The organism is Dyella amyloliquefaciens, assembly GCF_004296575.1.
Lineage (GTDB): Bacteria > Pseudomonadota > Gammaproteobacteria > Xanthomonadales > Rhodanobacteraceae > Dyella > Dyella amyloliquefaciens.
In genome coordinates this window covers 247,797-274,018 of record NZ_SAYT01000005.1, presented here as the reverse complement: position 1 = coordinate 274,018, position 26,222 = coordinate 247,797, and the positions used below count along the sequence as shown (strand labels likewise).

The 26,222-nt window shown below is 64.9% G+C and carries 19 protein-coding genes; 9 read left to right on the top strand and 10 right to left on the bottom strand.

Going from position 1 to position 26,222, the window contains the following annotated elements:
• Positions 1 to 112: 112 nt before the first annotated feature.
• The 3 genes from EPB08_RS13085 to EPB08_RS13075 all read right to left on the bottom strand — a co-directional run bounded on the left by EPB08_RS13085 (position 113) and on the right by EPB08_RS13075 (position 3,046).
• Positions 113 to 616, bottom strand: a complete 504-nt coding sequence (locus EPB08_RS13085) for a DUF2127 domain-containing protein (protein WP_130619555.1) — start codon at positions 614 to 616, stop codon at positions 113 to 115.
• A gap of 146 nt (positions 617 to 762) precedes the next feature.
• Positions 763 to 960: a YbdD/YjiX family protein gene (locus EPB08_RS13080; protein ID WP_130619554.1), complete on the bottom strand. Its 198-nt coding sequence runs from the start codon at positions 958 to 960 to the stop codon at positions 763 to 765.
• Between the two features lie 10 nt (positions 961 to 970).
• Positions 971 to 3,046, bottom strand: coding sequence for a carbon starvation CstA family protein (locus EPB08_RS13075; protein WP_130619553.1), 2,076 nt, complete (start codon positions 3,044 to 3,046; stop codon positions 971 to 973).
• Positions 3,047 to 3,250: 204 nt separating this feature from the next.
• Here EPB08_RS13075 and def point away from each other — a divergent pair, with 204 nt between their 5' ends.
• Both def and EPB08_RS13065 read left to right on the top strand, forming a co-directional pair.
• Entirely contained in the window at positions 3,251 to 3,790 is a 540-nt protein-coding gene (gene def / locus EPB08_RS13070) for a peptide deformylase (protein ID WP_130619552.1), read from the top strand.
• A gap of 116 nt (positions 3,791 to 3,906) precedes the next feature.
• A complete protein-coding gene (locus tag EPB08_RS13065; RefSeq protein WP_130619551.1) occupies positions 3,907 to 5,511 on the top strand; it encodes a tetratricopeptide repeat-containing sulfotransferase family protein in 1,605 nt (534 codons plus the stop codon).
• Between the two features lie 91 nt (positions 5,512 to 5,602).
• Here the strand turns inward: EPB08_RS13065 and EPB08_RS13060 are convergent, their stop codons facing one another.
• Positions 5,603 to 8,698 carry a TonB-dependent receptor gene (locus EPB08_RS13060; RefSeq protein ID WP_229238328.1) on the bottom strand — a complete coding sequence of 1,032 codons (3,096 nt, stop codon included), beginning with the start codon at positions 8,696 to 8,698 and terminating at the stop codon, positions 5,603 to 5,605.
• Positions 8,699 to 9,381: 683 nt separating this feature from the next.
• Between EPB08_RS13060 and EPB08_RS13055 the strand changes: the two genes are divergently transcribed.
• From EPB08_RS13055 to EPB08_RS13040, 4 genes are all read left to right on the top strand, one after another.
• Complete coding sequence (locus EPB08_RS13055; protein ID WP_130619550.1) at positions 9,382 to 11,397, top strand: OPT family oligopeptide transporter; 2,016 nt, start codon at positions 9,382 to 9,384, stop codon at positions 11,395 to 11,397.
• Positions 11,398 to 11,586: 189 nt separating this feature from the next.
• Positions 11,587 to 14,148 carry a bifunctional lysylphosphatidylglycerol flippase/synthetase MprF gene (gene mprF, locus EPB08_RS13050; protein ID WP_229238327.1) on the top strand — a complete coding sequence of 854 codons (2,562 nt, stop codon included), beginning with the start codon at positions 11,587 to 11,589 and terminating at the stop codon, positions 14,146 to 14,148.
• Entirely contained in the window at positions 14,145 to 14,921 is a 777-nt protein-coding gene (locus tag EPB08_RS13045; RefSeq protein WP_130619549.1) for a virulence factor family protein, read from the top strand. Before mprF ends, EPB08_RS13045 begins: the two co-directional genes overlap by 4 nt.
• A gap of 282 nt (positions 14,922 to 15,203) precedes the next feature.
• Positions 15,204 to 16,352 (top strand): acyltransferase family protein, encoded by a 1,149-nt coding sequence (locus tag EPB08_RS13040; protein ID WP_130619548.1) that lies wholly within the window; start codon positions 15,204 to 15,206, stop codon positions 16,350 to 16,352.
• Between the two features lie 10 nt (positions 16,353 to 16,362).
• On the opposite strand, the gene EPB08_RS13035 is transcribed toward EPB08_RS13040, so the two are convergent.
• The 3 genes from EPB08_RS13035 to ettA form a co-directional block, all read right to left on the bottom strand.
• Positions 16,363 to 17,319: an MBL fold metallo-hydrolase gene (locus tag EPB08_RS13035; protein ID WP_130619547.1), complete on the bottom strand. Its 957-nt coding sequence runs from the start codon at positions 17,317 to 17,319 to the stop codon at positions 16,363 to 16,365.
• 263 nt (positions 17,320 to 17,582) lie between these two features.
• Positions 17,583 to 18,395 carry an orotidine-5'-phosphate decarboxylase gene (pyrF, locus tag EPB08_RS13030; RefSeq protein ID WP_130619546.1) on the bottom strand — a complete coding sequence of 271 codons (813 nt, stop codon included), beginning with the start codon at positions 18,393 to 18,395 and terminating at the stop codon, positions 17,583 to 17,585.
• Between the two features lie 190 nt (positions 18,396 to 18,585).
• Positions 18,586 to 20,247 carry an energy-dependent translational throttle protein EttA gene (gene ettA / locus EPB08_RS13025; protein WP_130619545.1) on the bottom strand — a complete coding sequence of 554 codons (1,662 nt, stop codon included), beginning with the start codon at positions 20,245 to 20,247 and terminating at the stop codon, positions 18,586 to 18,588.
• 209 nt (positions 20,248 to 20,456) lie between these two features.
• Here ettA and EPB08_RS13020 point away from each other — a divergent pair, with 209 nt between their 5' ends.
• Complete coding sequence (locus EPB08_RS13020; RefSeq protein WP_205746349.1) at positions 20,457 to 21,365, top strand: DUF817 domain-containing protein; 909 nt, start codon at positions 20,457 to 20,459, stop codon at positions 21,363 to 21,365.
• A gap of 55 nt (positions 21,366 to 21,420) precedes the next feature.
• Here the strand turns inward: EPB08_RS13020 and EPB08_RS13015 are convergent, their stop codons facing one another.
• The 3 genes from EPB08_RS13015 to EPB08_RS13005 form a co-directional block, all read right to left on the bottom strand.
• Positions 21,421 to 22,416 carry an aldo/keto reductase gene (locus tag EPB08_RS13015; RefSeq protein WP_130619544.1) on the bottom strand — a complete coding sequence of 332 codons (996 nt, stop codon included), beginning with the start codon at positions 22,414 to 22,416 and terminating at the stop codon, positions 21,421 to 21,423.
• 219 nt (positions 22,417 to 22,635) lie between these two features.
• Positions 22,636 to 23,235, bottom strand: a complete 600-nt coding sequence (locus EPB08_RS13010; RefSeq protein ID WP_130619543.1) for a TetR/AcrR family transcriptional regulator — start codon at positions 23,233 to 23,235, stop codon at positions 22,636 to 22,638.
• A 1-nt stretch (position 23,236) separates the two neighbouring features.
• Positions 23,237 to 24,328, bottom strand: coding sequence for an alpha/beta hydrolase family protein (locus EPB08_RS13005; RefSeq protein WP_130619542.1), 1,092 nt, complete (start codon positions 24,326 to 24,328; stop codon positions 23,237 to 23,239).
• A 142-nt stretch (positions 24,329 to 24,470) separates the two neighbouring features.
• On the opposite strand from EPB08_RS13005, the gene glyA reads away from it, so the two are divergent.
• Positions 24,471 to 25,724, top strand: coding sequence for a serine hydroxymethyltransferase (glyA, locus tag EPB08_RS13000; protein ID WP_130619541.1), 1,254 nt, complete (start codon positions 24,471 to 24,473; stop codon positions 25,722 to 25,724).
• A complete protein-coding gene (locus tag EPB08_RS12995; protein WP_130619540.1) occupies positions 25,717 to 26,220 on the top strand; it encodes a hypothetical protein in 504 nt (167 codons plus the stop codon). Before glyA ends, EPB08_RS12995 begins: the two co-directional genes overlap by 8 nt.
• Positions 26,221 to 26,222: the final 2 nt, after the last annotated feature.

Below are 26,222 nucleotides of genomic sequence, written 5' to 3'. Positions count from 1 at the left end.
TCCCCAGCCCTCTCCCGGAGGGAGAGGGAGCTAAAGCTCGCACAACGGAGCGGAGGGAGTTACGGCTCGCGTTGGGGGGCTTGAATTGCCGCGCGCTGAAGAACAGCAAACCTCAATGTTCCTTCTTCGGCCTCGGCTGCATCGCAATCCTCACCAGATAAACCACGATCGCGATATTCCCCAGCAGTGCCGCCAGCTTCAGCCAGCTGAAGTGGTGGAACACCTCGTAGAACTCCAGCGGAATCAGCGAACCGGTGGCGATCACCGTAAACCACTCCGCCCAATGCTTGCGCAGCCAAAGGCCGGTGCCCTCGGTCGCGAAGATCACCGCGTAACCGATCGCTACCAGTCCCACCGCGATGAAGCGGCTATGTCCCCACTGCTGCAGCAGGCTGACCAGTTGCCAGCGCAGGCCGTTGGTGTCGGTGAGCGAGAGGTGTTCCAGCCAGTGCACGAAGCGGTCGAAGTTCTGCTCGCGCTCCAGGTGGAACGCGGCGGCGGCCGCAAACAGCAGCCCCACGGTCTTGATCCCCTTGTAGATGGCGATGATGCGCAGGCCCAGGCTGTGCTGTGCCTCCACTTCGGAGGTGGGCTTGGTGAGATGGTGCTCGGTCATGGGTCAACGATGGGCCGGCCTTGCATGGGCGCCGTGGAATGATGGGGGCAGGGATGCGAAATGCCCAGCGACGGAGGTCATGGACAAAACGACAGAGGCCACGCCCCGGCATGGGGCGTGGCCTCTGGGCTAGCCTTTGCGATGGGTCAGCAGCAGCGGCCGCCAGTGCCCTTGTAGCGGGCGACCTGGCGTTCCCGGAAGAACTCCTTGTAGCTGGGCACGGGCCGCTCCGGGTGGTGCGTGCGCAGGTGCTGCACATACACGTCGTAGTCGGGAATGCCGCAGCAGAGGCGGGCGGTCTGCACCGCCCATTTCCGTATCGCTTGCAGATCAGGCAGGTTCATATCGCAGCCCTCAGCGAGTGGGCACGCTCCCCAATGCCACGTACGGTTCCTCGTGCGCGGTCGGGTGGTTGATGCGCCATGCCTTGAGTATCGCATTGAGCGCGAAACCGAGCATGGTAAGGATCAGCAACATGAAGATGCCGGTAAGTGCGGCATCGACATAGTTGTTGGTGACGATGCGCTGCATTTCCTCCACCGACTTGGCCGGTGCCAGAAGCTTGCCGTCAGCGGCGGCCTGGGCGTACTTCTGCGCGGCGGCGGTGAAGCTGATCGGGCCGCTAAGCTTCTGCCAGCCGGCGGTGAGTGTGCATATCACCAGCCAGATCGCCGGGATGCCCGGCACCAGTACGTAGCGCTCGCGCTTGAGCTTGACGGTAACCACCGTCGCCAGCATCAGTGCCACCGCAGCCAGCATCTGGTTGGCGATGCCGAACAGCGGCCACAGCGTGTTGATGCCGCCCAGCGGATCAACCGCACCCTGGTACAGGAAGTAACCCCACAGGCCCACGCAGATCGCGGTGGCGAGCAGGTTGCCGGTCCACGATTCGGTGTGCTGCAGCGGCTTGTGCACCAGGCCGGCGATCTCCTGGATCATGAAGCGGCCCACGCGCGTGCCGGCATCCACCGTGGTGAGGATGAACAGCGCTTCGAACAGGATGGCGTAGTGGTACCAGAACGCCATCATGCCTTCGCCCGGGATGATGCCGTGAAGCAGCTGGGCCATGCCCACCGCCAGTGTCGGCGCACCGCCGGCGCGGCTGAGGATGGTCTTCTCGCCGATGTTCTGCGCCGTGGTCAGCAGTTCGTCCGGCGTCACCACGAAGCCCCACTGGCTGATGGCGGTCGCAGCGTCCTGCGCGGTGGTGCCGATCAATGCAGACGGCGAGTTCATCGCGAAATACACGCCCGGGTGCAGCGAGGCGGCGGCTACCAGGGCCATGATGGCGACGAAGGCCTCCATCAGCATGCCGCCGTAGCCGATCATGCGCGCCTCGCCTTCGCTGGCGATCAGCTTGGGCGTGGTGCCGGAGGCAATGATCGAATGCCAGCCCGACACGGCGCCGCAGGCGATGGTGATGAACAGGAACGGGAACAGGTTGCCCTGGAACACCGGGCCGGTACCGTCGATGAACTTGGTCACCGCGGGCATCTGCAGCGTCGGGGCAGCCAGGAAGATGGCCAGCGCCAGCAGCAGGATCGTGCCGATCTTGAGGAAGGTGGAGAGGTAGTCGCGCGGTGCCAGCAACAGCCACACCGGCAACACCGAGGCGCAGAAGCCGTAGGCGATCAGCAGCCAGGCCAGCGACTTGGCGTCGAAGTCGAAGATCGGGGCCAGCGTCGGCGAGGCGGCCACCGCGGCGCCGCTCCAGATCGACAGCAACAGCAGGATCAGGCCGATGATCGACACTTCGAGGATCTTGCCCGGGCGAATCCAGCGCAGGTACACGCCCATCAGCAGTGCGATCGGAATCGTGCACGCCACCGTGTAGGTGCCCCATGGGCTGTGCGTGAGTGCCTTGACCACGACCAGCGCCAGCACCGCCAGCACGATCATCATCAGCACCAGCACGCCGAACATGGCGACGATGCCAGCCACCGGGCCGAGCTCGTCGCGCAGCATGTTGCCGAGCGAGCGTCCGTCGCGACGGACCGATAGGCCCAGGATCATGAAGTCCTGCACCGCACCGGCGAACACCACGCCGAACAGGATCCACAACGTGCCGGGCAGATAGCCCATCTGTGCGGCGAGCACGGGACCCACCAGCGGACCGGCGCCGGCGATGGCGGCGAAGTGGTGTCCGAACACGACCCACTTGTCGGTCGGCACATAGTCCAGGCCGTCGTTGCGCAACACGGCCGGGGTGGCGCGCGTGGGATCCATCTGCAACACGCGATCGTTGATGAACTTGCCGTAGAAGCGGTAGCCGATGACGAACACGGCAATCGCGGCGGCGACCAGCCAGATGGCGTTGATGGGTTCGCCACGGCGCAGGGCGACGACGCCCAGGCACCAGGCGCCCACGATGGCGATGGCGGCCCACAGGATCTTTCCTGCCGGGCTAGGTTTGACGGCGACGGTAGACATGCGGATCGGCTCCTGGACAGTCCCCCGACAGGGTCGTCCCGGTGGCTCCGGGGGTCAATGCCATTATGCGCCAGCAAATATTAGCCATTGGTCGAATGCGGGCTTAGCGCCGGTACACGTGGCCGACATGCCCGGCGGGTACACTGGCCGGCGGGGCAGTGGCCTCCCGGCCCATGCCAAACCAATGAAGATGCGAGGTTTTTCATGATCCGCGAGATTCTGAAGATGGGCGATCCGCGTTTGCTGCGGGTGGCTCCGTCCGTACCCGACGCGATGATCGGTAGCGCAGAACTCGATGCGCTCATTGCCGACATGTTCGACACCATGCACGACGCCGGCGGCGTCGGGCTGGCCGCGCCGCAGATCGGCGTGGACCTGCAACTGGTGATCTTCGGCTTCGACCGCTCCGAGCGTTATCCCGATGCGCCGGCGGTGCCGCGCACCATCCTGCTGAACCCGGTGATCACGCCGCTCTCGCAGGACATGGAGGAAGGCTGGGAAGGTTGCCTTTCCGTGCCGGGACTGCGTGGCGCGGTGAACCGCTATACGTTGATCCGCTACCAGGGATTGGATCCCAAGGGAGTGCAGATCGATCGCACGGCGGAAGGCTTTCACGCGCGGGTGGTGCAGCACGAATGCGATCACCTGATTGGACGGCTTTATCCGTCGCGGATCACGGACTTCAGCAAGTTCGGCTACACGGAAGTGTTGTTTCCGGGGATGGATGCGGGGGCGGACGAGTAGCCTTCCGGGCTTCCACCGTGGAAAGCCCGGAAGGCAAGGCTGCACCGGCTCGCTGAAGGAGCGCCGCGCACCCTATAGTTCCATCCCTCGTACGCTTATTTCCGAAGGCTCGCACTATGACGGCAAACCAGGCCCCTACGCCGGTGGATCGCGCGGCAGGTTTGTCCCCGGCGGCGCGCGGCTTCCTCCTGGACGCGGGTAGCGCGCTGGCACGCGGCCAGCACGAGTTGGCCGAGCGTGCGCTGGCAAGCCTCCTGGCGATGGCGCCGGCGAGTGCCGAGGCACACATGCTGCAGGGCGTGGCGTCGCAGATGCGCGGAAACCACGCCGCGGCCATCCGCAGCTTCGATGAGTCGCTGCGGCTTCGCCCCGATGACGCTCCCACCTTGATGTACCTGGGCATCTCACAGTTCGAGCGGGGCGACGTTACAACGGCGATGGCCTCTTTCCATCGCGCGTGCGAACGGGCGCCCGGCATGACGCCGGCCTGGTTCAACCTGGGCAAGGCACTCAAGGTGAACATGCGCAGGGAGGACGCGTGCCGGGCGTTTGAGCAGGTGCTGAAACTCGATCCCAGGCACGTCACTGCGCGCAACAGCCTGGCCGATACGCAGGTCAGCCTGGGCAACATCTCTGCCGCGGTGGCGAGTTATCGGGAAGTGCTACGCCAGCAGCCGGCAAACCATGTGGCCTGGCATGCGCTGGCCAACCTCAAGACCGAATCCTTCGGTGACGCCGATCGGGCCCAGTTGCAGCAGCTGTTCCGCCAACCGGATCTGGCTGCCGACGCACGCATCGCCATCGGCTTTGCGCTGGCGAAGGCGCTGGAGGACCACGCCGCCTACGCGCAGTCCTTCGAGGTACTGCGCGAGGCAAATGCGCTCAAGCGGCGACAGCTGCATTGGGATGCCGCAGCGGAAAGTCGCCAGGTCGACGCCATCATGGCGGCGTTCGCGCAGCCCGCGACTGAACCGGTGGATGCCACGCTGGGGCAGGAGGTCATTTTCATCGTCAGCCTGCCGCGATCGGGTTCCACGCTGACCGAGCAGATACTCGCATCGCATCCGCTGGTCGAGGGCGCCGACGAAATCACCGATCTCCCGCAGCTCATCGAGGAGGAATCCTCGCGCCGTGGCATGGCGTTTCCGCAGTGGGTGCCCTCTGCCACCGCGGACGACTGGGCGCGCCTGGGGCGCGAATACCTGGCGCGCACCGCGCGCTGGCGCCAGCAGCGGCCCCGCTTTACCGACAAGAACATGCTCAACTGGCAATACCTCGGTGCGGCGCTGGCGATGTTGCCTGGCGCACGCGTGGTCAACGGCCACCGTGATGCCGTGGAAACCTGTTTCGCCTGTTATCGCCAGCTCTTCAGCGTGGGCTCGCACTTCAGCTACGACCTCGAAGAGATGGCCAGCCACTACGCGGACTATGCGCGCCTGTGCCGCTTCTGGCAGCAGCGCTTCCCCGGGCAGGTGCTGGACCATTCGTACGAAGCGCTGGTGGCCGAGCCGGAGGCACGCATTCGACGCCTGCTGGATTTCTGCGGCCTTGCTTTTGATCCAGCCTGCCTCGACTTCCACGCCACCTCGCGCACCGTACTCAGCACGGCGAGTGCAGCCCAGGTGCGCCAACCGTTGCAGAAGAACACGTCGCGACTGGCGAACTACGAGGCACAGCTGTCACCGCTGCGCGAACGGCTAGGCTCCGCCGGCCTGCTCTGACGGATGTCGAAAAAAAAGCCGCCGGATATCCGGCGGCTTTCTTGTTTGTACGGAGCGGCCCGAGTTGGCCGCTCCGTACCTTTGCCGACACTTACCAGTCGTAGGTGACGCCGAGCTGGACGACGCGCGGGGTTTCCATCGTCGTATAGCCGCCCACGTACGGTGCGCCATAGGACGCGTTGGGAGCGCCGGTGGAGCCGAAGTACGGATACTCCTGGGTGGCCTTCTGCTCGTTGAGCACGTTGCGGACCTGCAGCTGCAGGGCCAGCTTCTTGGCCGCCCACTCCGGACGGTATTCCAGGGCCAGGTCCAGCGTGTGCAGCCACGGCGTGTAACCCGTGGTGCCGATCGGCGCCGGCTGACCACCGCACCAGTGGTAGGAGTTGCCGTAAGAGACCGGGTCCTGCTGGTCCGGACCATACAGGCCAAGGCAGGTCTTGGGCGTGCCCGCAGCCAGGGTCACCACGCCGCTGAGCGACCACTCAGGCAGGAACTGGTAGGTACCGTAGGCCTTGAACACGTGCTTGCGCGAGTTGGACTGCACGGCGTTGGCGTAGGACATCAGCTGGCCGAAGTCCCACTGCTCGGTAGCCGACTGCGAGGTCGACGCCTGGCCGATGTTGGACTGCACCGGACCCTCGGTGGTGCCGTAGCTCTTGGAGTACACGTAGTCGAACTTGGCGCGCCACTTGCCGTCCCACACGTGCTCCAGGTACATCTCGAGCGAGTAGTAGTGGCGGTAGGCCGGCGGGAAGCCCATCGAGATCGGATCCACCGAGGCGTTCACGTAGCCGCCATTGACGTTGGCGATCTTGTAGTCGTTGGTCTTGCCCGGATTGATCAGGATGCTGCCGTTGACGTTGAGCACATTGCCGCAGTTCACGTTGCCGGCGGCGTTGGCGTTCACCGGCTGCTCGTTGGCCAGGCCCGGGTTCTGCGCCAGGGCTGCCGAGCAGATGGTGGTCAGGCCTTCGGCGGTGTCGTCGATGATGTTGTTCATCTTCGACCAGGTCGCCGTCACGCCGTAGGTCCAGTACTGGCTGAACTGATGCTGGAAGCCCAGTACGTAGGAGTCCTGATAGGACGCCTTCAGGTTCTGCGAAGCGACCGTGCCCGGATCGAGCGGCTGGCCGTACTCGTTGTTGCCCGACACGGGCACGCCGGCACCCTGGGTCTGGCCATACGACGGGATCGGGGTCAGGCCGGTCGGAACGCCGTTCGCATCGATGCCGGTGTAGGTGTAGTACTGGCCCGTGTACGTGGAGGCGGAAGCCTCACGCAGCGCAACGCCGGTCGGCAGTGCCAGGTAGTAGCGGCCGGCATTGCCGAACAGCTTCATGGTGGAGTCGCCCATGATGTCCCAGCTGAAGCCCAGGCGCGGCGCCCATTGCGGCTTGGTCAGGCGTACGTAGGGTTCGCTGTCGGGGTTGTAGTTGGTGAACGAGTCGTTGCGGAGACCGAGCTTCAACAGCAAGTTCGGGGTCACCTGCCAGTCGTCGCTGATGTACTGCGCGCGCTGCTTCACCTGCACCGTGGCGCTGGTCAGGTAGATGCCCTGCTGCACGTAATAGCCGTTGGGCGAGGGGGCCACATAGGGGCTCACGCCAGGGACACCAACGATCGCGTTGGCCGGATCCATGTAGCCGTAATCCCAGTAGTAGCCCGGACCACTGGTGACGGTACCGTCCTCGATGTCCTTCGACGTCTGGTTGTCGATACCGGCCTTGAATGTGTGGTCGCCCAGCTTGTAGGTCAGGCTGAGGCGCAGGTTGGTCTCTTCAGTCCGGTGGTCCGGATTGTCGAGATAGGTCATCGTCTGGCTGTTGGTGCAGTTGGCGGTCGGGCAGTACGCGGGGTTCTGGAAGGCCGAGTCGAGGATGGACGGATCGGTCGATGCCTGGCCCGGCACCTCCGAGTAGTACGTGCCCTTCATCTTGCCGTACATCGCGTTCGCCGTGAGGTCGTCGGTGATGTACGAGGTGAAGTTGGCGACGCCCAGCTTGAAGGAGTTCTTGTACGACTGCTGGTAACCGTTGAAGTCACCCGCCTGCTTGGTGCTGTAGTCGTAGTTGTAGGTGTCGCCGTTGAAGGCGTGGGTGTTCTTTACGCCGGTGAACGACAGGATGTTGCTGTCGGTGATGTTCCAGTCGATCTTGGCGTAGTACTTCGGATCCTTGAAGTTGTTGTGGTACTCGTACGGCGCACCGACGTTGCGGGTCACCGTCTCGGAGGCGCTGCGCGCGGCTTCGGCAGCCACGAAGAAGAACAGCTTGTCCTTGATCAGCGGGCCGCCGACATAGAAGTCATACACCTGATTCCACGAGGTGTTGTCGTTGCGGTAGTCGTACAGGTTGCCCGGCGTCTTGCCGGCATAGGCCGAATTGGACGCGGCGAGCGCGGGCGTGACGGCCGGGTTGTTGTAATAGGTGTTGCCCGGGGTGCCCTGCCAGTCTTCCGGCTGCCAGAACACGGCGCCGCCAAAGTGCCACGTGTTGGTGCCGCTGGCACCGAGCTGGCTGATCACGCCGCCGGTGGAACGGCCGTATTCCGGACCGTAGCCGTTGGTGAGCGTTTCCTGCTGGGCGATCGCGCCATAGGGCAGGGTGATGCCGCCCGAGTTGGAGATCGGATCGGAGGTGTTGAAGCCGTTGATGTAGTACGCGTTCTCCACCACGGTCGAGCCGCCGAAGGACACCAGCGGTTCGCCGGTGGGGCCACCGCCGTCAGCGGTCGCGCCCGGCACGACGCCCGGGGCCAGCAAGGCGATGGCGGCGCTGTTGCGCGCCAGCGGCAGCTGCCTGAGCTGTTCCTGCGTGATGACGGTGCTTTGCGTGGTGGACGAGACGTCGATCGCCGGAATGGCGTTCGCGACCACGGTCACGCTCGACAGGTTCTTGGCGTTCTCGGTACCGCCTGCGGCGCCGAAGTCCACGGTCACGGCGCTGGCGGCCAGCGCGGTCACGCCCTGCATGGTCTGCACGGTCTGGCCGTCGCGTACCAGCGAGACATCGTATTTGCCGATCGGCAAGGTGATGGTGTAGCGACCGGACTGGTCGACCGGCACGGTGCGGTCAAAACCCGAGCCGCCCACGATGTGTACGGTCTCGCCTGCGGCTACAGGAGCCTGGCCCGAGATCGTGCCGGTGGTCGCCTGTGCATGCACAAGGCCCGAAAAACCGACACTCATGGCAATGGCCGCGGCCAACGCCGTCCGCACCGGCATCCTGGATGCCGACGATAGTTTGTTCACAGTCACTTCGTACTCTCCCCGTTAACAGAATGGCGCGACCACAATGGCCCGCCGCCCCCACTAGAAATGGCTTGCGCCTTTATCAGTTATCTAAAACTGCAAACCACCCAAGGGCGGACCATAAAGGTCATGTGATCGAAATGTAAACAGCAAAAAAACGCCATTAATCAGCAAGATATTGCGAAATTCGAGAGTTCTTGAGCAGTCCTGACGGAGGGCTTGCTTAACATATTGTTATCATTGATCGCGTGTCGGCTCCGTTCGTGCGGTCTTGCGATTCCTGCCCTTCGAATGCCCCGGTGTCGCGGGATAATTTTTTCTCTTTTCGGTCGGGCAATTGGGGCCGAATGGGGTTGCCAGGCCACCGTCGCGTGCATTCCGTCTGCCGAGGCTTCGATGGCTCGATGTGGGCAGGGAGCGGGCAGCACGTTCGTCGGGCCAATGACCCGTGCGTTGGATAGGTCGCTGCTCAGGACGGCCGAGCCTTAAGTCAACCCGTTGCCAATCCCCCCGAATCCGGCAACCCTACGGGCGGCCCGCCATTGGCAGGCACACCAAATAGCCAGGCTGCCGGCAGGCGGCACCCAGGGGGAGACATCGAACATGACGGGCATGAACTCGTGAGCGGCAACCATCCCAGCGCCGAAGCGCGCAAAGAGCTGACCGTCCGCGGTCTCATCCTCGGCGTGGTGATCACGGTGGTGTTCACCGCGGCCAACGTCTTCTTCGGCCTCAAGGCCGGCCTCACCTTCGCCACCTCGATCCCGGCGGCGGTCATCTCGATGGCCCTGCTGCGCGGCTTCAAGGATTCGACGATCCAGGAAAACAACATCGTCCAGACCATCGCGTCGGCGGCGGGCACGCTGTCGTCGATCATCTTCGTGCTGCCCGGCATGATCATGATCGGCTGGTGGGCGGACTTCCCGTTCTGGACCTCGTTCGCGGTTTGCGCACTGGGCGGCATCCTGGGCGTGATGTACTCGATCCCGCTGCGCCGTGCGCTGGTGACCGACACCGACTTGCCATATCCCGAAGGCCTGGCCTGTGCCGAAGTGCTCAAGGTTGGCGCCGGTGACGACGCGGATGCCAACAGCGTGGAAGAAGGCCGTGCAGGCCTGCTCGCCGTGTTGTGGGGCAGCATCGTTTCGGCGCTGTTCGCAGTCGTGGTCGCTACGCAGGTGTTCGCTTCAGACTTCGTGCGCAGCTTCCGCGTCAATGACAAGGGTGCTGTCAGCGGTTTCGATTTCAGTCTCTCGTTTGCCCTGTTCGCCATCGGCCATCTCGTGGGTATCTCGGTAGGCATCGCGATGCTCATCGGTGCGCTGATTGGTTGGGGCTGGGGTGTGCCGCACTATTCGCTGCTAGGCGACATGTCCGCCTCGGTAGCGGATCTCGCCAATGCCACCTGGAGCCACAAGGTGCGCTTTGTCGGCGCCGGCGCGATCGGCGTCTCCGCGATCTGGACGCTCGCCAAGCTGGTGAAGCCAGTGATCAGCGGGCTGACGTCCGCGATGGCCGCTTCACGCGTGCGCAAGGCCGGCAAGGCCGATACGTTGCCGCGCACCGAACGCGACATTCCGATCGGTATCGTCGGTCTGATCACGCTCGCCTGTTTCCTGCCGATTGGCTGGCTGCTTGGCTACTTCGGCACCACTAGCGGCCTGGGTGACCACGTTGGCGTGCTCGCCGTCGGTGGCGTGGCCTTCGTGGTGCTGATGGGTTTCTTTGTCTCCACCGTGTGCGGCTACATGGCCGGTCTGATCGGTTCGTCCAACAGCCCGCTGTCGGGCGTGGGCATCCTGGTGGTGATCGCCGCGGCGCTGCTGCTGGTGGCGTTCGTGAAGCCACACGTCGGTCCGGAAGAGGGCAAGGCGCTGGTGGCGTTCGCGTTGTTCATCACCTCGGTGGTGTTTACCGTGGCGGCCATCGCCAACAACAACCTGCAGGACCTGAAGACCGGTCAGCTGGTCGACGCCACGCCGTGGCGCCAGCAGGTGGCGCTGGTGGTGGGCGTGATCGCCGGCGCGGCGGTGATTCCGCCGGTGCTGGACTTGCTCAACAAGGCCTACGGCTTCGTCGGTGTAGCCGGGGCCGGTCCTCAGGCGCTGCCAGCGCCGCAGGCCGGTCTGATCTCCGCGCTGGCGCAGGGGGTGATCACCAACGACATCGACTGGGGCCTGATCGTCACGGGCATCTGGATTGGTGTCGCCATCATCATCATCGACGAAATCCTCGCGCGTACCACCAAGCACACGCGTATTCCGCCGTTGGCGGTGGGCCTGGGCATCTACCTGCCGACGGTCAGTACTCTGATGGTGGTGGTGGGCTCGATTGTCGGCTGGTATTTCGATCGTCGCGCGGACCGCTCGGCCAAGCCGGAAACCACCAAGCAGCTCGGCGTGCTGCTGGCTTCGGGCCTGATCGTGGGTGAGAGCATCATTGGCGTGCTGATTGCGGCCTTGGTGGCGTTCGCGGACAAGCTGGGCTTCAGCAATCAGCAGAATCCGTTGTCGCTGGTCGGCCCCGGTTTTGCGGAAGCCGCGCAGTGGATCGGCGGCATCGCTTTCGCTGCCGTCGTGTTCGTGATGTACCGCTGGGTGGCCCGCATGGCCAAGGGCCTGAACGCCAAGGCTTAACACCGGGGTTGCGGCCAGCTGACGCGGCCGCAACCTAATGTCATCTCCTCATGCCACGATCGAACAGGAGACAGCCTCGACAGGCTATCCTAAGCGGTCGCAGGTAACGTACTGCGCGCGGGTTGATGTGGAGGCGGTATACGCGTGGTGGAGCAGACTGGGGCAAACGCCTCGACTTCCGGTGAGGTGATGACTCGCCCTGGCCTGGCGGCCAGGTTGCGTCGGCTTGCCGGTCCGCTGCTTTCCGTCGCCATGCTGTGCCTGGCGCTGTGGGCATTGCATCGCCTGGCCAGCGAGGTGAGCTACCGCGAGGTGGCGCGCTACGTCCACGGGCTGGAAAACCACCGCATCGCCCTGGCCGTGCTGCTCACCGCCGGCAGCTACGGGATGATGATCCTGTACGACTGGTTTGGCCTTGCGTACATCGGCAAGCGCCTCCCGGGGCCGCAGGTCAGCCTCATTTCCTTCATCAGCTACGCGTTCAGCAATGCGCTGGGCATGGCGCTGCTGATCTCCGGTTCCATTCGTTATCGCTTCTATATCCAGGCCGGGCTCACCACCGCTGAAGTGGCGCGGGTGGTGGTCTACACCACGTTGAGCTTCTGGCTGGGCCTGTGTGCGCTCACCGGCGTGACGCTCCTGCTGGTGCCGGTGCCACCCTCCTTGCCGTTGGCGAGCCTGCGGTTGCCGGTAGCCGTGCTGCTCACCCTGATCCCGCTGCTGTGGCTGGTGGGAGGAAGGCTGCTGAGCCGCCCGCTGCGCCTCTGGCGCTGGCGCGTGAGCCTGCCGTCACCGTTGATCGCTGCGCGCCAGATCCTGGTGGGCGCGATCGACTGGGGCCTGGCGGCCTATGTGCTGTACCTGCTGATGCCGAACGATGTGGACACCGGCTTCGGGCATTTCCTCGCCATCTTCGTGCTGGCGCAGATCGCCGGCCTGATCAGCCACGTTCCCGGTGGTCTGGGCGTGTTCGAGGCGGTGATGCTCGCCGGTTTCGGCGCGGCGGGCAACCAGGGCCTCGAGGCACCTATCCTCGGCGCGCTCGCTGCCTATCGCCTGATCTACTACTTCCTGCCCCTGCTCGCCGCCACCCTGGTGGTGTTGTGGCGCGAGGCTCGCGGCCTGCGCCAGAAGGCGCTGCTGGCGCCGTGGTTCACCGGGCTGCTGCCACCGTTCTTTGCCGGCCTGACCATGGTGTCGGGTGCAGTGCTGCTGTTCTCCGGTGCCACGTCGGCGTTGCCGGCGCGCATGGCGATCCTGCGCGACGTGCTGCCGCTGGCCGTGCTGGAAGTCTCGCACTTCCTGTCCAGCGTGGTCGGCATGATGTTGCTGATCCTCGCACGCGGCCTGCAGCGCCGCCTCGACGCGGCCTATGTGCTGACGCTAATCCTGCTGGTGCTCGGCGCGGTGCTGTCGCTGCTCAAGGGCATCGATTACGAAGAAGCCATGCTGTTGTCGTTGCTGGCGCTGGCGCTGGCTCCGGCGCACCAGTTGTTCTACCGCCGCGCCTCGATGTTCAGTGCGAGCTTCTCGTGGGGATGGATCATCGCCATCGTCGCGGTGCTGGTCTGTGCCGGCTGGCTGGTCGGCTTCAGCTACAAGCACGTGGAATACAGCAACAACCTGTGGTGGGAGTTCAGCTTCTATCACGGTGGTGCGCCGCGTGCGCTGCGTGCGCTGGTGGGCGCGGCGTCGGCGGGCCTGCTGTTCGCGCTGGCGAACCTGATCCGCCCCGCGCGACCGAACCTGCAGCTGCCTGGCGAGGCGGACCTGCAGAAGGCGCTGCCGCTGATCAAGCAGTACAGCTCGGCGCAGGCGCATCTGGCGCTGATGGGTGACAAGACGCTGCTGTTCGATGCCGATGCCAAGGCGTTCATCATGTACGACGTGGAAGGTCGCAGCTGGGTGGCGATGGGCGATCCGGTGGGCGAGGACGAGGACGCGCGTCGCGAACTGGTGTGGTCCTTCCGTGACCTGTGCGAGCGCTCGGGTGGCTGGCCGTTGTTCTATCAGGTTCGCCCTGAAGACCTCGATCTCTACCTCGAGGTCGGCATGAACCTGATCAAGATCGGCGAAGAGGCTCGCGTGTCGTTGCCCGAGTTCAATCTCGACGGCAAGTCGAAGAAGGTGCTGCGCAACACGGTCAACAAGCTCACGCGCGAAGGCATGCGCATGGAGATCGTTCCCGCCTCGTCGGTGGCCTCGTTGCTGCCGCGCCTCAAGGCGATTTCCGATGCGTGGATGCGCGACAAGGGCGTGCGCGAGAAGGGCTTCTCGCTGGGCACCTTCGATCCGGCCTACCTGGAACGCACCTCGATGGCGCTGGTCTGGCAGAACGAGGAAATCGTCGCGTTCGCCAACCTGTTCCTCACCGACAGCAAGGAAGAGGCCTCGCTCGACCTGATGCGGCATATGCCCGAAGGCACCTCCGGCATCATGGATTTCCTCTTCATCGAGCTGATGCAGTGGGCGAAGGGCGAAGGTTACCGCTGGTTCAATCTGGGCATGGCACCGTTCTCCGGCCTGCAGAACCGCCGCACCGCGCCGTTGTGGAGCCGCTTGGGCGCGCTGCTGTTCGGTCGCGGCGAACGCTTCTACAACTTCCGTGGCCTGCACAAGTACAAGGACAAATTCGATCCCGTGTGGGAACCTCGATACCTCGCGGTGCCTAACGGCATCGCATTGCCGCTGGTATTCGCCAATGTGGCGAGCCTCATTTCGGGTGGTCTGTCTGGCATGGTGCGCCGTTGAAACGACTCTGGAAGTGGATTGCGCTGGTCATCCTGATCGCCGCCGGTATCGGCCTGTGGGCCTGGCAGCCGTGGCATCACGCGACGCTGGACGAATCGATCGTGGCGGTCCCGGCCAAGCCCGGCGTTACGCCGATGGCGGGGCGCGAAGACGTGGTGGCCGTGTTCTATTCCGGCGATGGCGGTTGGCGCGATCTGGACCAGTCGCTCGGCAAGATCATCGCCTCGCATGGCATTCCCGTGGTCGGCGTGAGCCTGCTGCAGTACTACTGGCGCGAACGCTCCGCGGAGGATTCCGCGGCTGACCTTGATGCGCTCATCGCGAAGACGGTCGCTACCGGCGAGAAAAAGCGCATCTGGCTGATCGGCTTTTCGTTCGGCGCGGACGTGCTGCCTTCCATCGTCGGCAAGCTCAGTCCGGAAGGGCGTGCGCGCATCGCCCAGATCGTGATGCTCTCGCCCAGCAAGGACGTGAACTTCGAGATCGAGATGGAAGGCTATATGAAGGAAGGCTGGTGGAAGACCCACACGCAGGATTTCTTCCAGTGGCTCAATCCGGTGAAGCACTACGACGCCCGTGCGCCGTTGCTGGCACTGGACGGCCACCCGCCGGTGGTCTGCTACTACGGTCTCGACGACAAGGACGAAACCATCTGCGCCGAAACCGACCTTCCCGCGTGGATCAAGGTCTATGCGAAGAAGGGTGACCATCACTTCGACTACAACTACGAAGGGCTGGCGCAGCAGATGATCCAGGATCTGCCGGCGCACTGATGGTTCGCTTGCTGTCGTAGGAGCGCACCCAGTGCGCGACCGCAGGGTGGCAGATAGCGCCGATGGTCGGCTGTCGCTAGACACCAGTCGCGCTATCGCCCTGCACCTGATCGCGCACTGGGTGCGCTCCTACAGGGAAGGGACGGCTTCTGCGCGACGCACTTAGCTGCCGTAAGGGACGTCACAAGCCACAGGCCGTGCGCTACATTGAGGGCCGTTCCGACGTCATGCCGGCCCTTGAGCTGCGCTACTCGTCGACTTCGTGATGGGGAGCCTTGGCTGATGGAACAGACGTCTGTACACGCAGGGCGCAACAACGGCATCGACCTGCTGCGTGGGTTCTCGATCCTGCTCGTGGTGTTGCACCACATCGGTTTGCGCATACCGCTCAAGAAGGGCGTGCTGGCCGGCTTCGTGCCCAAGGGCGTGCTCAGCGGTTTGAACTACAACGGTTACGAGGCCGTCTTCATCTTCTTCGTCATCTCCGGCTTTCTCATCGCCGGCAACGTGCTGCGTCGTGATGGGGCGCTGGCGCAGGTCGATGCGCGCGCGTTTTATGCGCGACGTTTCTCGCGCATCGTGCCTTGCCTGCTGTTGCTGGTGGCCGTGTTGAGCGCGCTGCACCTGCTGGGGGTACGCGACTACGTGATCCACCGCGAGGGTCAGTCATTGCCGCGCGCCATCGTCGCGGCGCTGGGTTTCCACCTCAATTGGTACGAGGGCATGACCGGCTATCTCCCGGGCAACTGGGACGTGCTGTGGTCGCTATCGATCGAGGAGGTGTTCTACCTCGGCTTTCCGCTGGTTTGCCTGCTGGTTCGCCGCAATGCGGTATTGGTGCCCTTGCTGGTGCTGCTGGCGTTGTCGCTACCGCTTACGCGGGCCGCGCTGGAGGGCAATGAGATCTGGCAGGAGAAAGCGTACCTCCCCGGCATGGCGGCCATTGCTACGGGTGTGCTTGGCGCCTTGCTGGTGGCGCGCCATCCGGAGGTGTCGGTGCGTACGTCGCGGTTGCTCGCTGGGCTGGGCGTGCTGGCGATGGGTTGGGTGATGTTCGATGGCGTGGCGATCTGGAGCCTGCTGCGCAATGGCTACATGCTGGTGCTGACTGGCGCGGCGCTGTGCCTGGTGCTGGCCAGCCAATGGCGCAGCGGGGGTCGACCCTTGCCCGGGTTCGGCTGGCTGCGTTCGTGGGGACGCCTGAGCTACGAGATCTATCTCACCCACATGTTCGTGGTCACCCCGCTCATCTGGGCGTACAAGGCGGCAGGCAGTCAGGTCGCCTGGGGGTTCCTGTGGTACCTGCCGGCGCTGCCGCTGTGCTGGCTGCTGGGCGCGCTGCTGGAGCGTTATGTGTCGACGCCGGCCGAGCGTTGGTTGCGCGCACGGATGTTGCCTGCGCCTGCCGCGACAGTCGTTGCGGCTGCTTAGCAGGAAAGAATCACAGCTCCGTCAGGTCGTGGCCGACGACGAGTCGCCCTTTGAAATGGGGCGCTACCGCATCGCGCCACACCTCGTCCGGCACCGGCGGATTGCCGCCGGGCACGAAGTGATTCAACACCAGCGTCTTCACGCCGGCTTCGGTGGCGACGCGACCGACCTGTTCGGTGGTGGTGTGACTGGCAAGCAGGTGTTCGCGGAGCCGTGCCGCATTCGGCTCGCTGCCGATGAGCTTCTCCAGTGCGGGCAGGTACATCACCTCGTGCACCAGCACGTCGGCACCGTGCGCGAGCTTGATGAGGTTCTCGGAAGGGCGCGTGTCACCAGAAAACACGATGCTGCGGTCGGGGCAGTCGAAGCGATAGGCGAAGGCCGGCGCCACGGGCGGATGTTGGACGAGCGCGGCGGTGACCTTGATGCGCTCATCCTGCATGACCACACCGGGCTCGGTCAGATCGTGCGGGACGAGCAGCGGTGCCAGCGGCGGGCGTCCTTCGTCGGACTCGCGAATGTGGATGTCGACTGCGTTCATGGCGAGAAACTGCCGCGTCATGTCAGTCAGCGGCGGCGGTCCCCACAGGTCCACGCGCGTGTGCAGCGGGCCAGACCAGGCTAGCCACGGCAGGTTGCCGGCGTCGGCGTTGTGGTCGGAGTGCTGGTGGGTGATGAAGATGTGGCGCAAGGCGCCGAGGTTCAGGCCCGCCTTGACCATCTGCCTGGCGACTCCGTTGCCGCAGTCGATCACGTAGATCACGCCATCGACCACGATGGCGCTGGCCGGTGCGGCGCGATCGGCCTTCGGCGTCGGGCCGCCGGCCGTGCCGAGCAGAATCAGGCGGGAGCGATGCGCTTGTTCCGCGCGCAGGCGCCAGGGCGAAAGTGCGCCGGCGGCCAACGCGAGTCCGGTCGCCTGAAGCAGGCGGCGACGTGATGGGCGGAAGTCGATAGGGGAGGCCATGGCCGTTGATGGTCCGGCTGGGATGGCGGGATGGCAAGGGTGGGGGAGGGGTGGACCGCGGGTGTCAGTTCTGGGGCTGGCGCCGGGATGACGAGCGTGCAGACCGGGGCGAAAGGCTGTCGCGCACAGGGTGCGCTCCCACAATTAGGTGCGGTGCGAATGTGGAGACTGGGGCGAGGGGCGATCGCGCACTGGGTGCGCTCCTACAGGGGGGGCGAGAAACGCCATTGCCCCCATTCATGCTGCGGCGGTGCTTCGCCGAATCAGCGATAGCGATTGATGGTGTCGCGCAACTCGATGGCTGCTGCGCGTGCCGCTTTTGCGAAATCCTCGCCATGACCGGCATAAAGAATGGCGCGCGAAGAAGAGATCATCAGGCCGGTGCCATTCGCACTGCACCCATGCTTGAGCACGGCTTCCACGTCGCCACCCTGGGCGCCGATACCCGGCACCAGCAACGGCATGTCGCCGACAATGGCGCGCACCTTGCCGAGTTCTTCCGGCCACGTGGCGCCGGTCACCAGCGCACAGTTCCCATGACCATTCCAGTCGCGGGCAATCGTTTCGGCCACGCGCAGGTACAGCGGCAGGCCGCCGCAGTCGAGCGCCTGGAAATCTGCGCCACCCGGATTGGAGGTTCGGCACAGCAGGATCACGCCCTTGTCGGCACGATCGAGGAAGGGCTGCGCGGAATCGCGGCCCATGTAGGGGTTGAGCGTCACCGCATCGGCCTTGTAACGGTCGAACGCTTCAGTGACGTAGTGCTGCGCCGTGCTGCCGATGTCGCCGCGCTTGGCGTCGAGGATCACCGGCACGCCGGGGTGCTTGTCGTGGATGTGCGCGATCAGTCGCTCAAGCGTGTCTTCGGCACGCAGCGCGGCGAAGTGGGCGATCTGGGGCTTGTAGCTGGACACGACGTCGGCAGTGGCGTCGACGATGTCGCGGCAGAATTCGAACACCGCGTCGCTGCGGCCTTTGAGGTGCGCAGGAAACTTTGCGGGTTCCGGGTCGAGGCCGACGCAGACGAGGGAGTTGTTTCGGGCCCATGCCTGTTGCAGGGATTGCATGAAGTGCATGGCGGTCTCCTTGGGTCGGCACAGCGGCAGCAGAAGTGTGCTGCGCAGTCTTACTTGGTGCATCCCTCTCCCGTCGGGAGAGGGTGCCGGCAGGCGGGTGAGGGTGCGGGCGGAGCGCTTCGTTGAAACCTCGCGCAAGCCTCGCACCCTCTCCCCAACCCCTCTCCCAAAGGGGAGAGGGGCTACAGCATCAAGCCAGCTTCTTGTACTTCACGCGATGCGGCTTCGCAGCTTCATCGCCGAGACGACGCTTCTTGTCGGCCTCGTACTCGTTGTAGTTGCCCGGGAAGAACTCCACGTGCGAATCGCCTTCGAACGCGATGATGTGCGTGGCGATGCGGTCGAGGAACCAGCGGTCATGCGAGATGACCACGGCGCAGCCCGGGAATTCGAGCAGCGCGTCTTCCAGTGCACGCAGGGTTTCGACGTCCAGGTCGTTCGACGGTTCGTCGAGCAGCAGCACGTTGCCACCCTGCAGCAGGGTCTTGGCCATGTGCAGGCGACCGCGCTCACCACCGGACAGCTGGCCGACGATCTTCTGCTGGTCGGTGCCCTTGAAGTTGAAGCGGCCGATGTAGGCGCGCGACTGGATCTCGAAGTTGCCGATGGTGAGGATGTCCGAGCCGCCGGACACTTCCTGCCACACGTTGTTCTTCGGATCGAGCGCGTCACGCGACTGGTCGACGTAGGCGAGCTTGACCGTGTGGCCCAGCTTCACCTCGCCCGAGTCCGGCTGCTCCTTGCCCATGATCATCTTCATGAACGTGGATTTGCCGGCGCCGTTCGGGCCGATCACGCCGACGATGGCGCCCGGCGGGATCTTGAACGACAGGTCTTCGATCAGCACGCGGTCGCCGAACGCCTTGTTGACGCTCTTGAACTCGATCACTTCCTGGCCCAGGCGCTCGCCCGGCGGAATGAAGATTTCATTGGTTTCGTTGCGGCGCTGGTACTCGACCGAGTTCAGTTCCTCGAAGCGGTTGAGGCGAGCCTTGCCCTTGGACTGACGGCCCTTGGCAGCCGAACGCACCCACTCCAGTTCCTTTTCGATCGCCTTCTGGCGCGACTTTTCCTGCGAGGCTTCCTGCTTGAGGCGGGCGTCCTTCTGCTCGAGCCACTCGGTGTAGTTGCCCTTCCAGGGGATGCCGCGGCCGCGGTCGAGTTCGAGAATCCACTCGGCGGCGTTGTCGAGGAAGTAGCGGTCATGGGTGACGGCCACCACGGTGCCCTGGTAGTTCTGCAGGAACTGCTCCAGCCAATCCACGGACTCGGCGTCCAGATGGTTGGTAGGCTCGTCCAGCAGCAGCATGTCCGGCTTGGACAGCAGCAGGCGGCACAGCGCCACGCGGCGCTTTTCACCACCGGACAGCGGACCGATCTTGGCGTCCCACGGCGGCAGGCGCAGCGCATCGGCGGCCACTTCCAGCTGGCGCTCCAGCGCGTGGGCGTCGTTCACCGCCAGGATGTTTTCCAGCTCCTGCTGTTCGGCGGCGAGCTTGTCGAAATCGGCGCCTTCTTCGCCATAGGCGGCGTAGACCTCTTCCAGGCGCTTTTGCGCATCGAGGACGACCGAAACGCCTTCTTCGACCGCTTCACGCACGGTCTTCTCGGGATCGAGCTGCGGCTCCTGCGCCAGGTAGCCGACCTTGATGCCCGGCTGGGGACGGGCTTCGCCCTGGAAGTCCTTGTCGACGCCGGCCATGATCCGCAGCACCGTGGACTTGCCCGCGCCGTTCACGCCCAGCAGGCCGATCTTGGCGCCGGGGAAGAAGCTCAGCGAGATGTCCTTGATGATGTGGCGCTTCGGGGGAACGATCTTGCTGACCCCGTTCATGGTGTAGATGTACTGCATGGAGCCTCCGGCGGCGTGCACGACACCGGCCGGCAAGGCTGGCGGGTGCGTCAGAGTGGGTAACAAACCCAGCATTATAGCGGGTCACAAGGGCGTCCCGGTGACCGGCAAGCCCTCTGTTGGCGACGATTTCGCCCCGCCCAGGCCCGCTGGTGCCCTCATGGCGACAGATGACCCGTCCAGGCTGGCCTTTTCCCCGGGAGAAGGCCATGGCCGGTATGGGCATGCTGGCTACGGAGCTGACGCTGCGGCGTGCGGCGGTGCTGGATCGGCGGGTGGCGCATTGGGCCGCGCGACGCGGCCGAGTCGCCGTACTACTACATGAGTTCGTCTGCTTCGGAATCAAGCAGGCGCGGGCCTGCCTGTTTGGCGGCTGCATGCTCGCGCTGTTGCTGGGCACGTGGGCCTGGTACCCGCCGCATGCCTGGCTGGCGCGCTACGACTTCCTGGTGCTGGCGGCCCTGCTGCTGCAGCTCGTGCTGATCGCGACGGGCCTGGAGACGCCGGCCGAAGCCCGGGTGATCTTTGCGTTCCATGTGGTCGGTACGGCCATGGAAGTGTTCAAGACCGCCATGGGCTCCTGGATATATCCCGAGCCTTCCGTGCTGCGCATCGGCGGCGTGCCGCTGTTCACCGGGTTCATGTATGCCGCCGTGGGCAGCTACATCGCACGGGCGTGGCGGCTGTTTGATTTCCGCTTCGTGAGGCATCCGCCGTTTGCGGCCACTGCGTGGCTTGCGCTGGCGATCTATGTGAACTTCTTCACGCACCACTTCCTGCCGGATATGCGCTGGGTTTTGTTCGGCGCGCTGGCGTGGCTGTTCGGGCACACGTGGATCCTGTTTCGTATCCGCGATGTTCACCGCCGCATGCCGCTGTTGCTCGGCTTCGTGCTGGTGGCGCTGTTCATCTGGCTGGCCGAGAACGTGGGTACGTTCGCGGCCGCGTGGCGATATCCAGCGCAGCGCCATGGCTGGGCCATGGTGCCACTCGGCAAGCTTGGCGCGTGGCTGCTGCTGATGGTGATCAGCTACGTGATGGTATCGGCGGTGGCGCAACGGCAGCGCGCCGCCCCTGTAGGAGCGCACCCAGTGCGCGAAAAGCCGACGGAGCGGTGATGCCGATGCTCCGCGGTCGCGCACTGGGTGCGCTCCTACAAGTGGCGCTTCAGACTCAGCGCTCGCTATCCAGCGACGCCATGCCGTGCGTGTTGTAGCGATCGCCCGCCGCGGCGCCAGGAGGGAAGGCGCTTTCCAGCGAAGCGAGGTCATCCGCGGTGAGCGTCACGTCCAGCGCACCCAGCGCCTCCTTTAGCCGCTCGCGGGTGCGCGACCCCACCAGCGGTACGATGTCCTCACCCCGGGCGAGCGCCCAGGCAATCGCGACCTGGGCCACGCTGCAGCGCTTCGATGACGCAAGATCCTGCAGGGCGTCGACCAGCTTCAGGTTGTGGGCAAGGTTGTCGCCCTGGAAGCGCGGGCTGTGCGTGCGGAAGTCGCGTGCGTCGGCCGGCCTGTCCTTCGACCAGTGGCCGCTGATGAGGCCGCGCGACAGCACGCCGTAGCCGGTGATGCCGATGCCCAGCTCGCGGCAGGTCGGCAGGATGCGCTCCTCGATGCGGCGCGACACCAGCGAGTACTCGATCTGCAGGTCCACGACGGGCATGACCGTGTTGGCGCGGCGGATGGTGTCGGGGCCGACCTCGGACAGGCCGAGGTAACGCACGTAGCCTGCTTTCACCAGGTCGACGATGGCACCCACGGTGTCCTCGATCGGCACGTTGGGGTCGAGGCGGGCGGGGCGGTAGATGTCGATGTAGTCCGTGCGCAGACGCTGCAGCGTATAGGCCAGCGCGGTCTTCACCGCAGCCGGGCGCGCGTCGTAGCCCAGCCAGTCGCCGGCGGGGCCGCGTTGAGCGCCAAACTTCACGCTGAGCCTGTAGCTGTCGCGCGGACGTTCTGCCAGCGCCTCGCCGATCAGCATCTCGTTGTGGCCCATGCCGTAGAAGTCGCCGGTATCGAGCAGGGTGATGCCGGCGTCGAGCGCGGCATGGATGGTGGCGATGGCCTCACCCCGGTCGGAGGCGCCGTACATGCCGGACATGCCCATGCAACCGAGGCCAAGGGCGGAAACCTGGGGACCGTGCTTGCCGAGGGTGCGTTGCTGCATGGGGGGCCCCGTGGGCGGTAGGCCGCGTATGGTGCGCCTGTGCAGAGTGCTTGCCATGTGCCGAGCTTGTTTCCTCTCCCCGACGGGGAGAGGGCAGGGTGAGGGGGCAACCTTGCGAAATCGTGAAGCCAGGCCACGCTACGTAGCTACATAGGGGCGAGCACCCGCCCCTCACCCCAACCCTCTCCCCGGAGGGGAGAGGGAGTGATCGTCGGGCGCTTATCGCTTCGGCTTTGCCATCTCGAACACAGCGCTCACCGTGCGTGTATGCAGTGACGCCGCGTCATAGCCTTCAGGGAGCATGCCGACGATCTCCAGCATCACCGCGCCGTGCAGCGCCGCCCAGATCTGATGGCCGATGATGGCCGGATCGCCCTCGACCGTGCCCTCGGCAATCATCACCTCCACATGGGCGGCGATGTTGCGCCACATGCGTTGGTGCGCCTCGCGATAGGCCGGGTCGTCCTGGTTGGCCTCGGGGTATTCGAACATCAGGCGATAAGCCGCCATGTTGTCGTGGGCGAAGGCGATGTAGGCGTCGCGCACGGCGCGGCTGCGCGTGCGGCCATCACCGGGTGAAGCCAGCGCGCGTTCCATCGCCTCGCATAGCCGGTGCAGTCCGCGCGTGCGCACCGCGGTGACGATGGCTTCCTTGTTTTCGAAATAGCGGTACGGCGTCATGGTACCGACGCCCATGTCGGCCGCGAGGCGGCGCATGGTGACGGCGCCCGGGCCTTCATCCACGTACAGCCGCGCCGCCGTCTCGCACAGGCGTTCGCGGAAGGCCTCGGTCTCCTGCTCGCTGAGGGCGCGTGGCATCTCAGTGCGCCGGCAGATGGAGGGACTGGCGGAAGAACGCCAGCGCGTCCGCGTCGATCTGCGCGTGCACCTGCTTGCGGTCCACGCCCGCGGGATCGCTGCACAACTCGGGAATCTCCTTCATCAGGGCTGGCGTACACGGGACGAGGAACACCCAGTGGTCGGCCTTCGGCACTTCCTTGACGCCGACCAGGGTGTGGATCAGCGGCTGGATGTGGCGGGCGTTGGCATCGGGTCGCAGTACGCGATCGTTCTGGCCGTAATACAGGTAGATCGGCGCGTGCACGGTGTCGAAGCTGTGCGCGTCGAAGATCAGGCTGAGCGGTGCCATGACAAAGGCCGCCTTTACGCGCGGATCGGCGGTGTCGCCATAGCGATAGAGCTGGTCCTGCGTGCGCTGCATCAGCTGGCGCAGGGTGAGGCCATCCTTGTCCGCCTCCTTCTGGAATTCGGCCAGCTTGCCGCAGACGTTCTCGTCCTTCGGGTATTGCTCGCAGAAGTCCACGAAACGGCTGAACTGCGGCCTGGCGCCCACCACCATCAGGCTGGTGTAACCGCCGGCGGAAAAACCGGCGACGCCGATCCGGTCGGGATCGATCAGGGTCTTCCAGTGCGGGTCGGCCAGCAGCATGGAGATGGTCGACTTCACCTGCAGCGGGCGACCGGCCAGCACCTCGATGTGACCGACACCGCTGGTGTCCTCGAAATCATCCTTGGGGTGGTTGAGCGTGGCCACGATGAAACCGTGGCTGGCCAGGAAGGTGGCCAGGTCGTGGTGCCCCAGGCGCGAGCCGCCATTGCCGTGCGAGATCACCACCAGCGGCTTGGCGCCCGGAACCGCCGGCACGCCGGGCTTGGCGGCAACCTCGTAGGGTCCCAGCGTGGTGGTTCCCGGGGTGGCATCAGTCGAGGGGTAGAACACGAAACCGTCGGTCTGGCCGCCGCTGACCGGGTCCGGGATGCGGATAGGCGCCATGCCAACGCCGGTGGCTGGTGCGGCAAGGGCCAGCGGGGCCAGCAGAAAGAGGATGGGGGCCATCCAGCGCAGTAGGCGGCGCGGGCGCGCCGTGGCGCTCAGAGTCGCAGTCAGCATGGGCAGATCCTTCACCTAGGTTGCGTGCAATGTACGGTACGTTGTACGAAATGACGTCGCAAGTGCCTGGAGGTGGTCCGCTTAGCACACGGCCGCTACAATTTCGCGTTCTTATCCCTGCAGCCAATCCCACGAGGTCAGGATGTTCCCGAAGCACGAGACGATCGCCGGTTACGACAATGAACTGGCCCAGGCCATGGCCGACGAAGCCCGTCGTCAGGAAGACCATGTCGAACTGATTGCTTCGGAGAACTACGCCAGCCCGCGCGTGATGGAAGCGCAGGGCAGCGTGCTGACCAACAAGTACGCCGAAGGCTATCCGGGCAAGCGCTACTACGGCGGCTGCGAATTCGTCGACGTCGCCGAGAAGCTCGCGATCGAGCGCCTGAAGCAGCTGTTCGGCGCCACCTACGCCAACGTGCAGCCGCACTCCGGTTCGCAGGCCAACCAGGCCGTGTACCTCGCGCTGCTGAACCCGGGCGACACCATCCTGGGCATGAGCCTGGCCCACGGCGGCCACCTCACCCACGGCGCCAAGGTCAACGTGTCGGGCAAGCTGTTCAACGCCGTGCAGTACGGCGTGAACGAGCAGGGCCTGGTCGATTACGACGAAGTCGAGCGCCTTGCTCTCGAGCACAAGCCGAAGATGATCGTTGCCGGCTTCAGCGCCTACTCGCAGGTGATGGACTGGGCGCGCTTCCGCGTCATCGCCGACAAGGTCGGTGCCTACCTGTTCGTGGACATGGCCCACGTCGCCGGCCTGATCGCCGCGGGTGTGTACCCGAGCCCGCTGCCGCACGCGCATGTGGTCACCTCCACCACGCACAAGACGCTGCGCGGTCCGCGCGGCGGCATCATCGTGGCGAAGGATGCCGGCGAAGAGATCGAGAAGAAGCTGCAGTCGATCGTGTTCCCGGGCATCCAGGGTGGTCCGCTGATGCACGTGATCGCCGCCAAGGCAGTGGCCTTCAAGGAAGCGCTGGAACCGGCCTTCAAGACCTACCAGGCGCAGGTGGTGAAGAACGCCAAGGCCATGGCCAAGACCTTCATCGAGCGCGGCTACAAGATCGTTTCCGGCGGCACCGAGAACCATCTGATGCTGGTCGACCTGATCGGTCGCGAGGTCACCGGCAAGGACGCGGAAGAGGCGCTGGGCAAGGCGCACATCACGGTCAACAAGAACGCCGTGCCGAACGACCCCCGCAAGCCCTTCGTCACCTCGGGCCTGCGCGTGGGCACGCCGGCGGTCACCACCCGCGGTTACCAGGAAGCGGACGTGGTGGAACTGACGAACTGGATCTGCGACGTGCTCGACGCGCCGAACGATGACGCCGTCATCGCCAAGGTGCGCGAGAAGGTCACCGCGCAGTGCCACAAGTACCCGGTGTATGGCTGATAGCTACGGCGCTCCCTCGGCGATTGCAAAAGCCGGCGGGGCGCTGTTCGCGCTCGTCTACGTCTTGCCGTTGACGGGCGCGGTGCTGTTTGCCCTGGGCATGTCGCCCGCCATGTTGCCTCGAGGCTGGCCGGCAGGTGTCCCTGCGCAGGCGCTGGCCTTGCTTTCCATCGTGCTGCTTTCACTGACGCTGCCGTCGGTTCTGGTGCTCTGGTACCTCGTCGTGGGCTTCGTGCGCCATGGCGCCGCATGGGTGACATCGCGATCGCCATGGTTGCGCTGGGGCGCGCTGGTGACACCCGTGGCCATGCTCTGGTCGGCGATCCGCCGTGCACAGACCATCTATGGAAGCAGCCTGACGGACGCCGGTCGCGCCATGGGCGATGTCTACTGGTCGTACCAGTTCACTTTCCATTCGCTGTACCTGGGCTGGTCGCTGCTGTTCCTCCTTGGGGTCGCCTTGGTGCGTTTTTCCGCAAAACGGCGCACTCTTTAAGC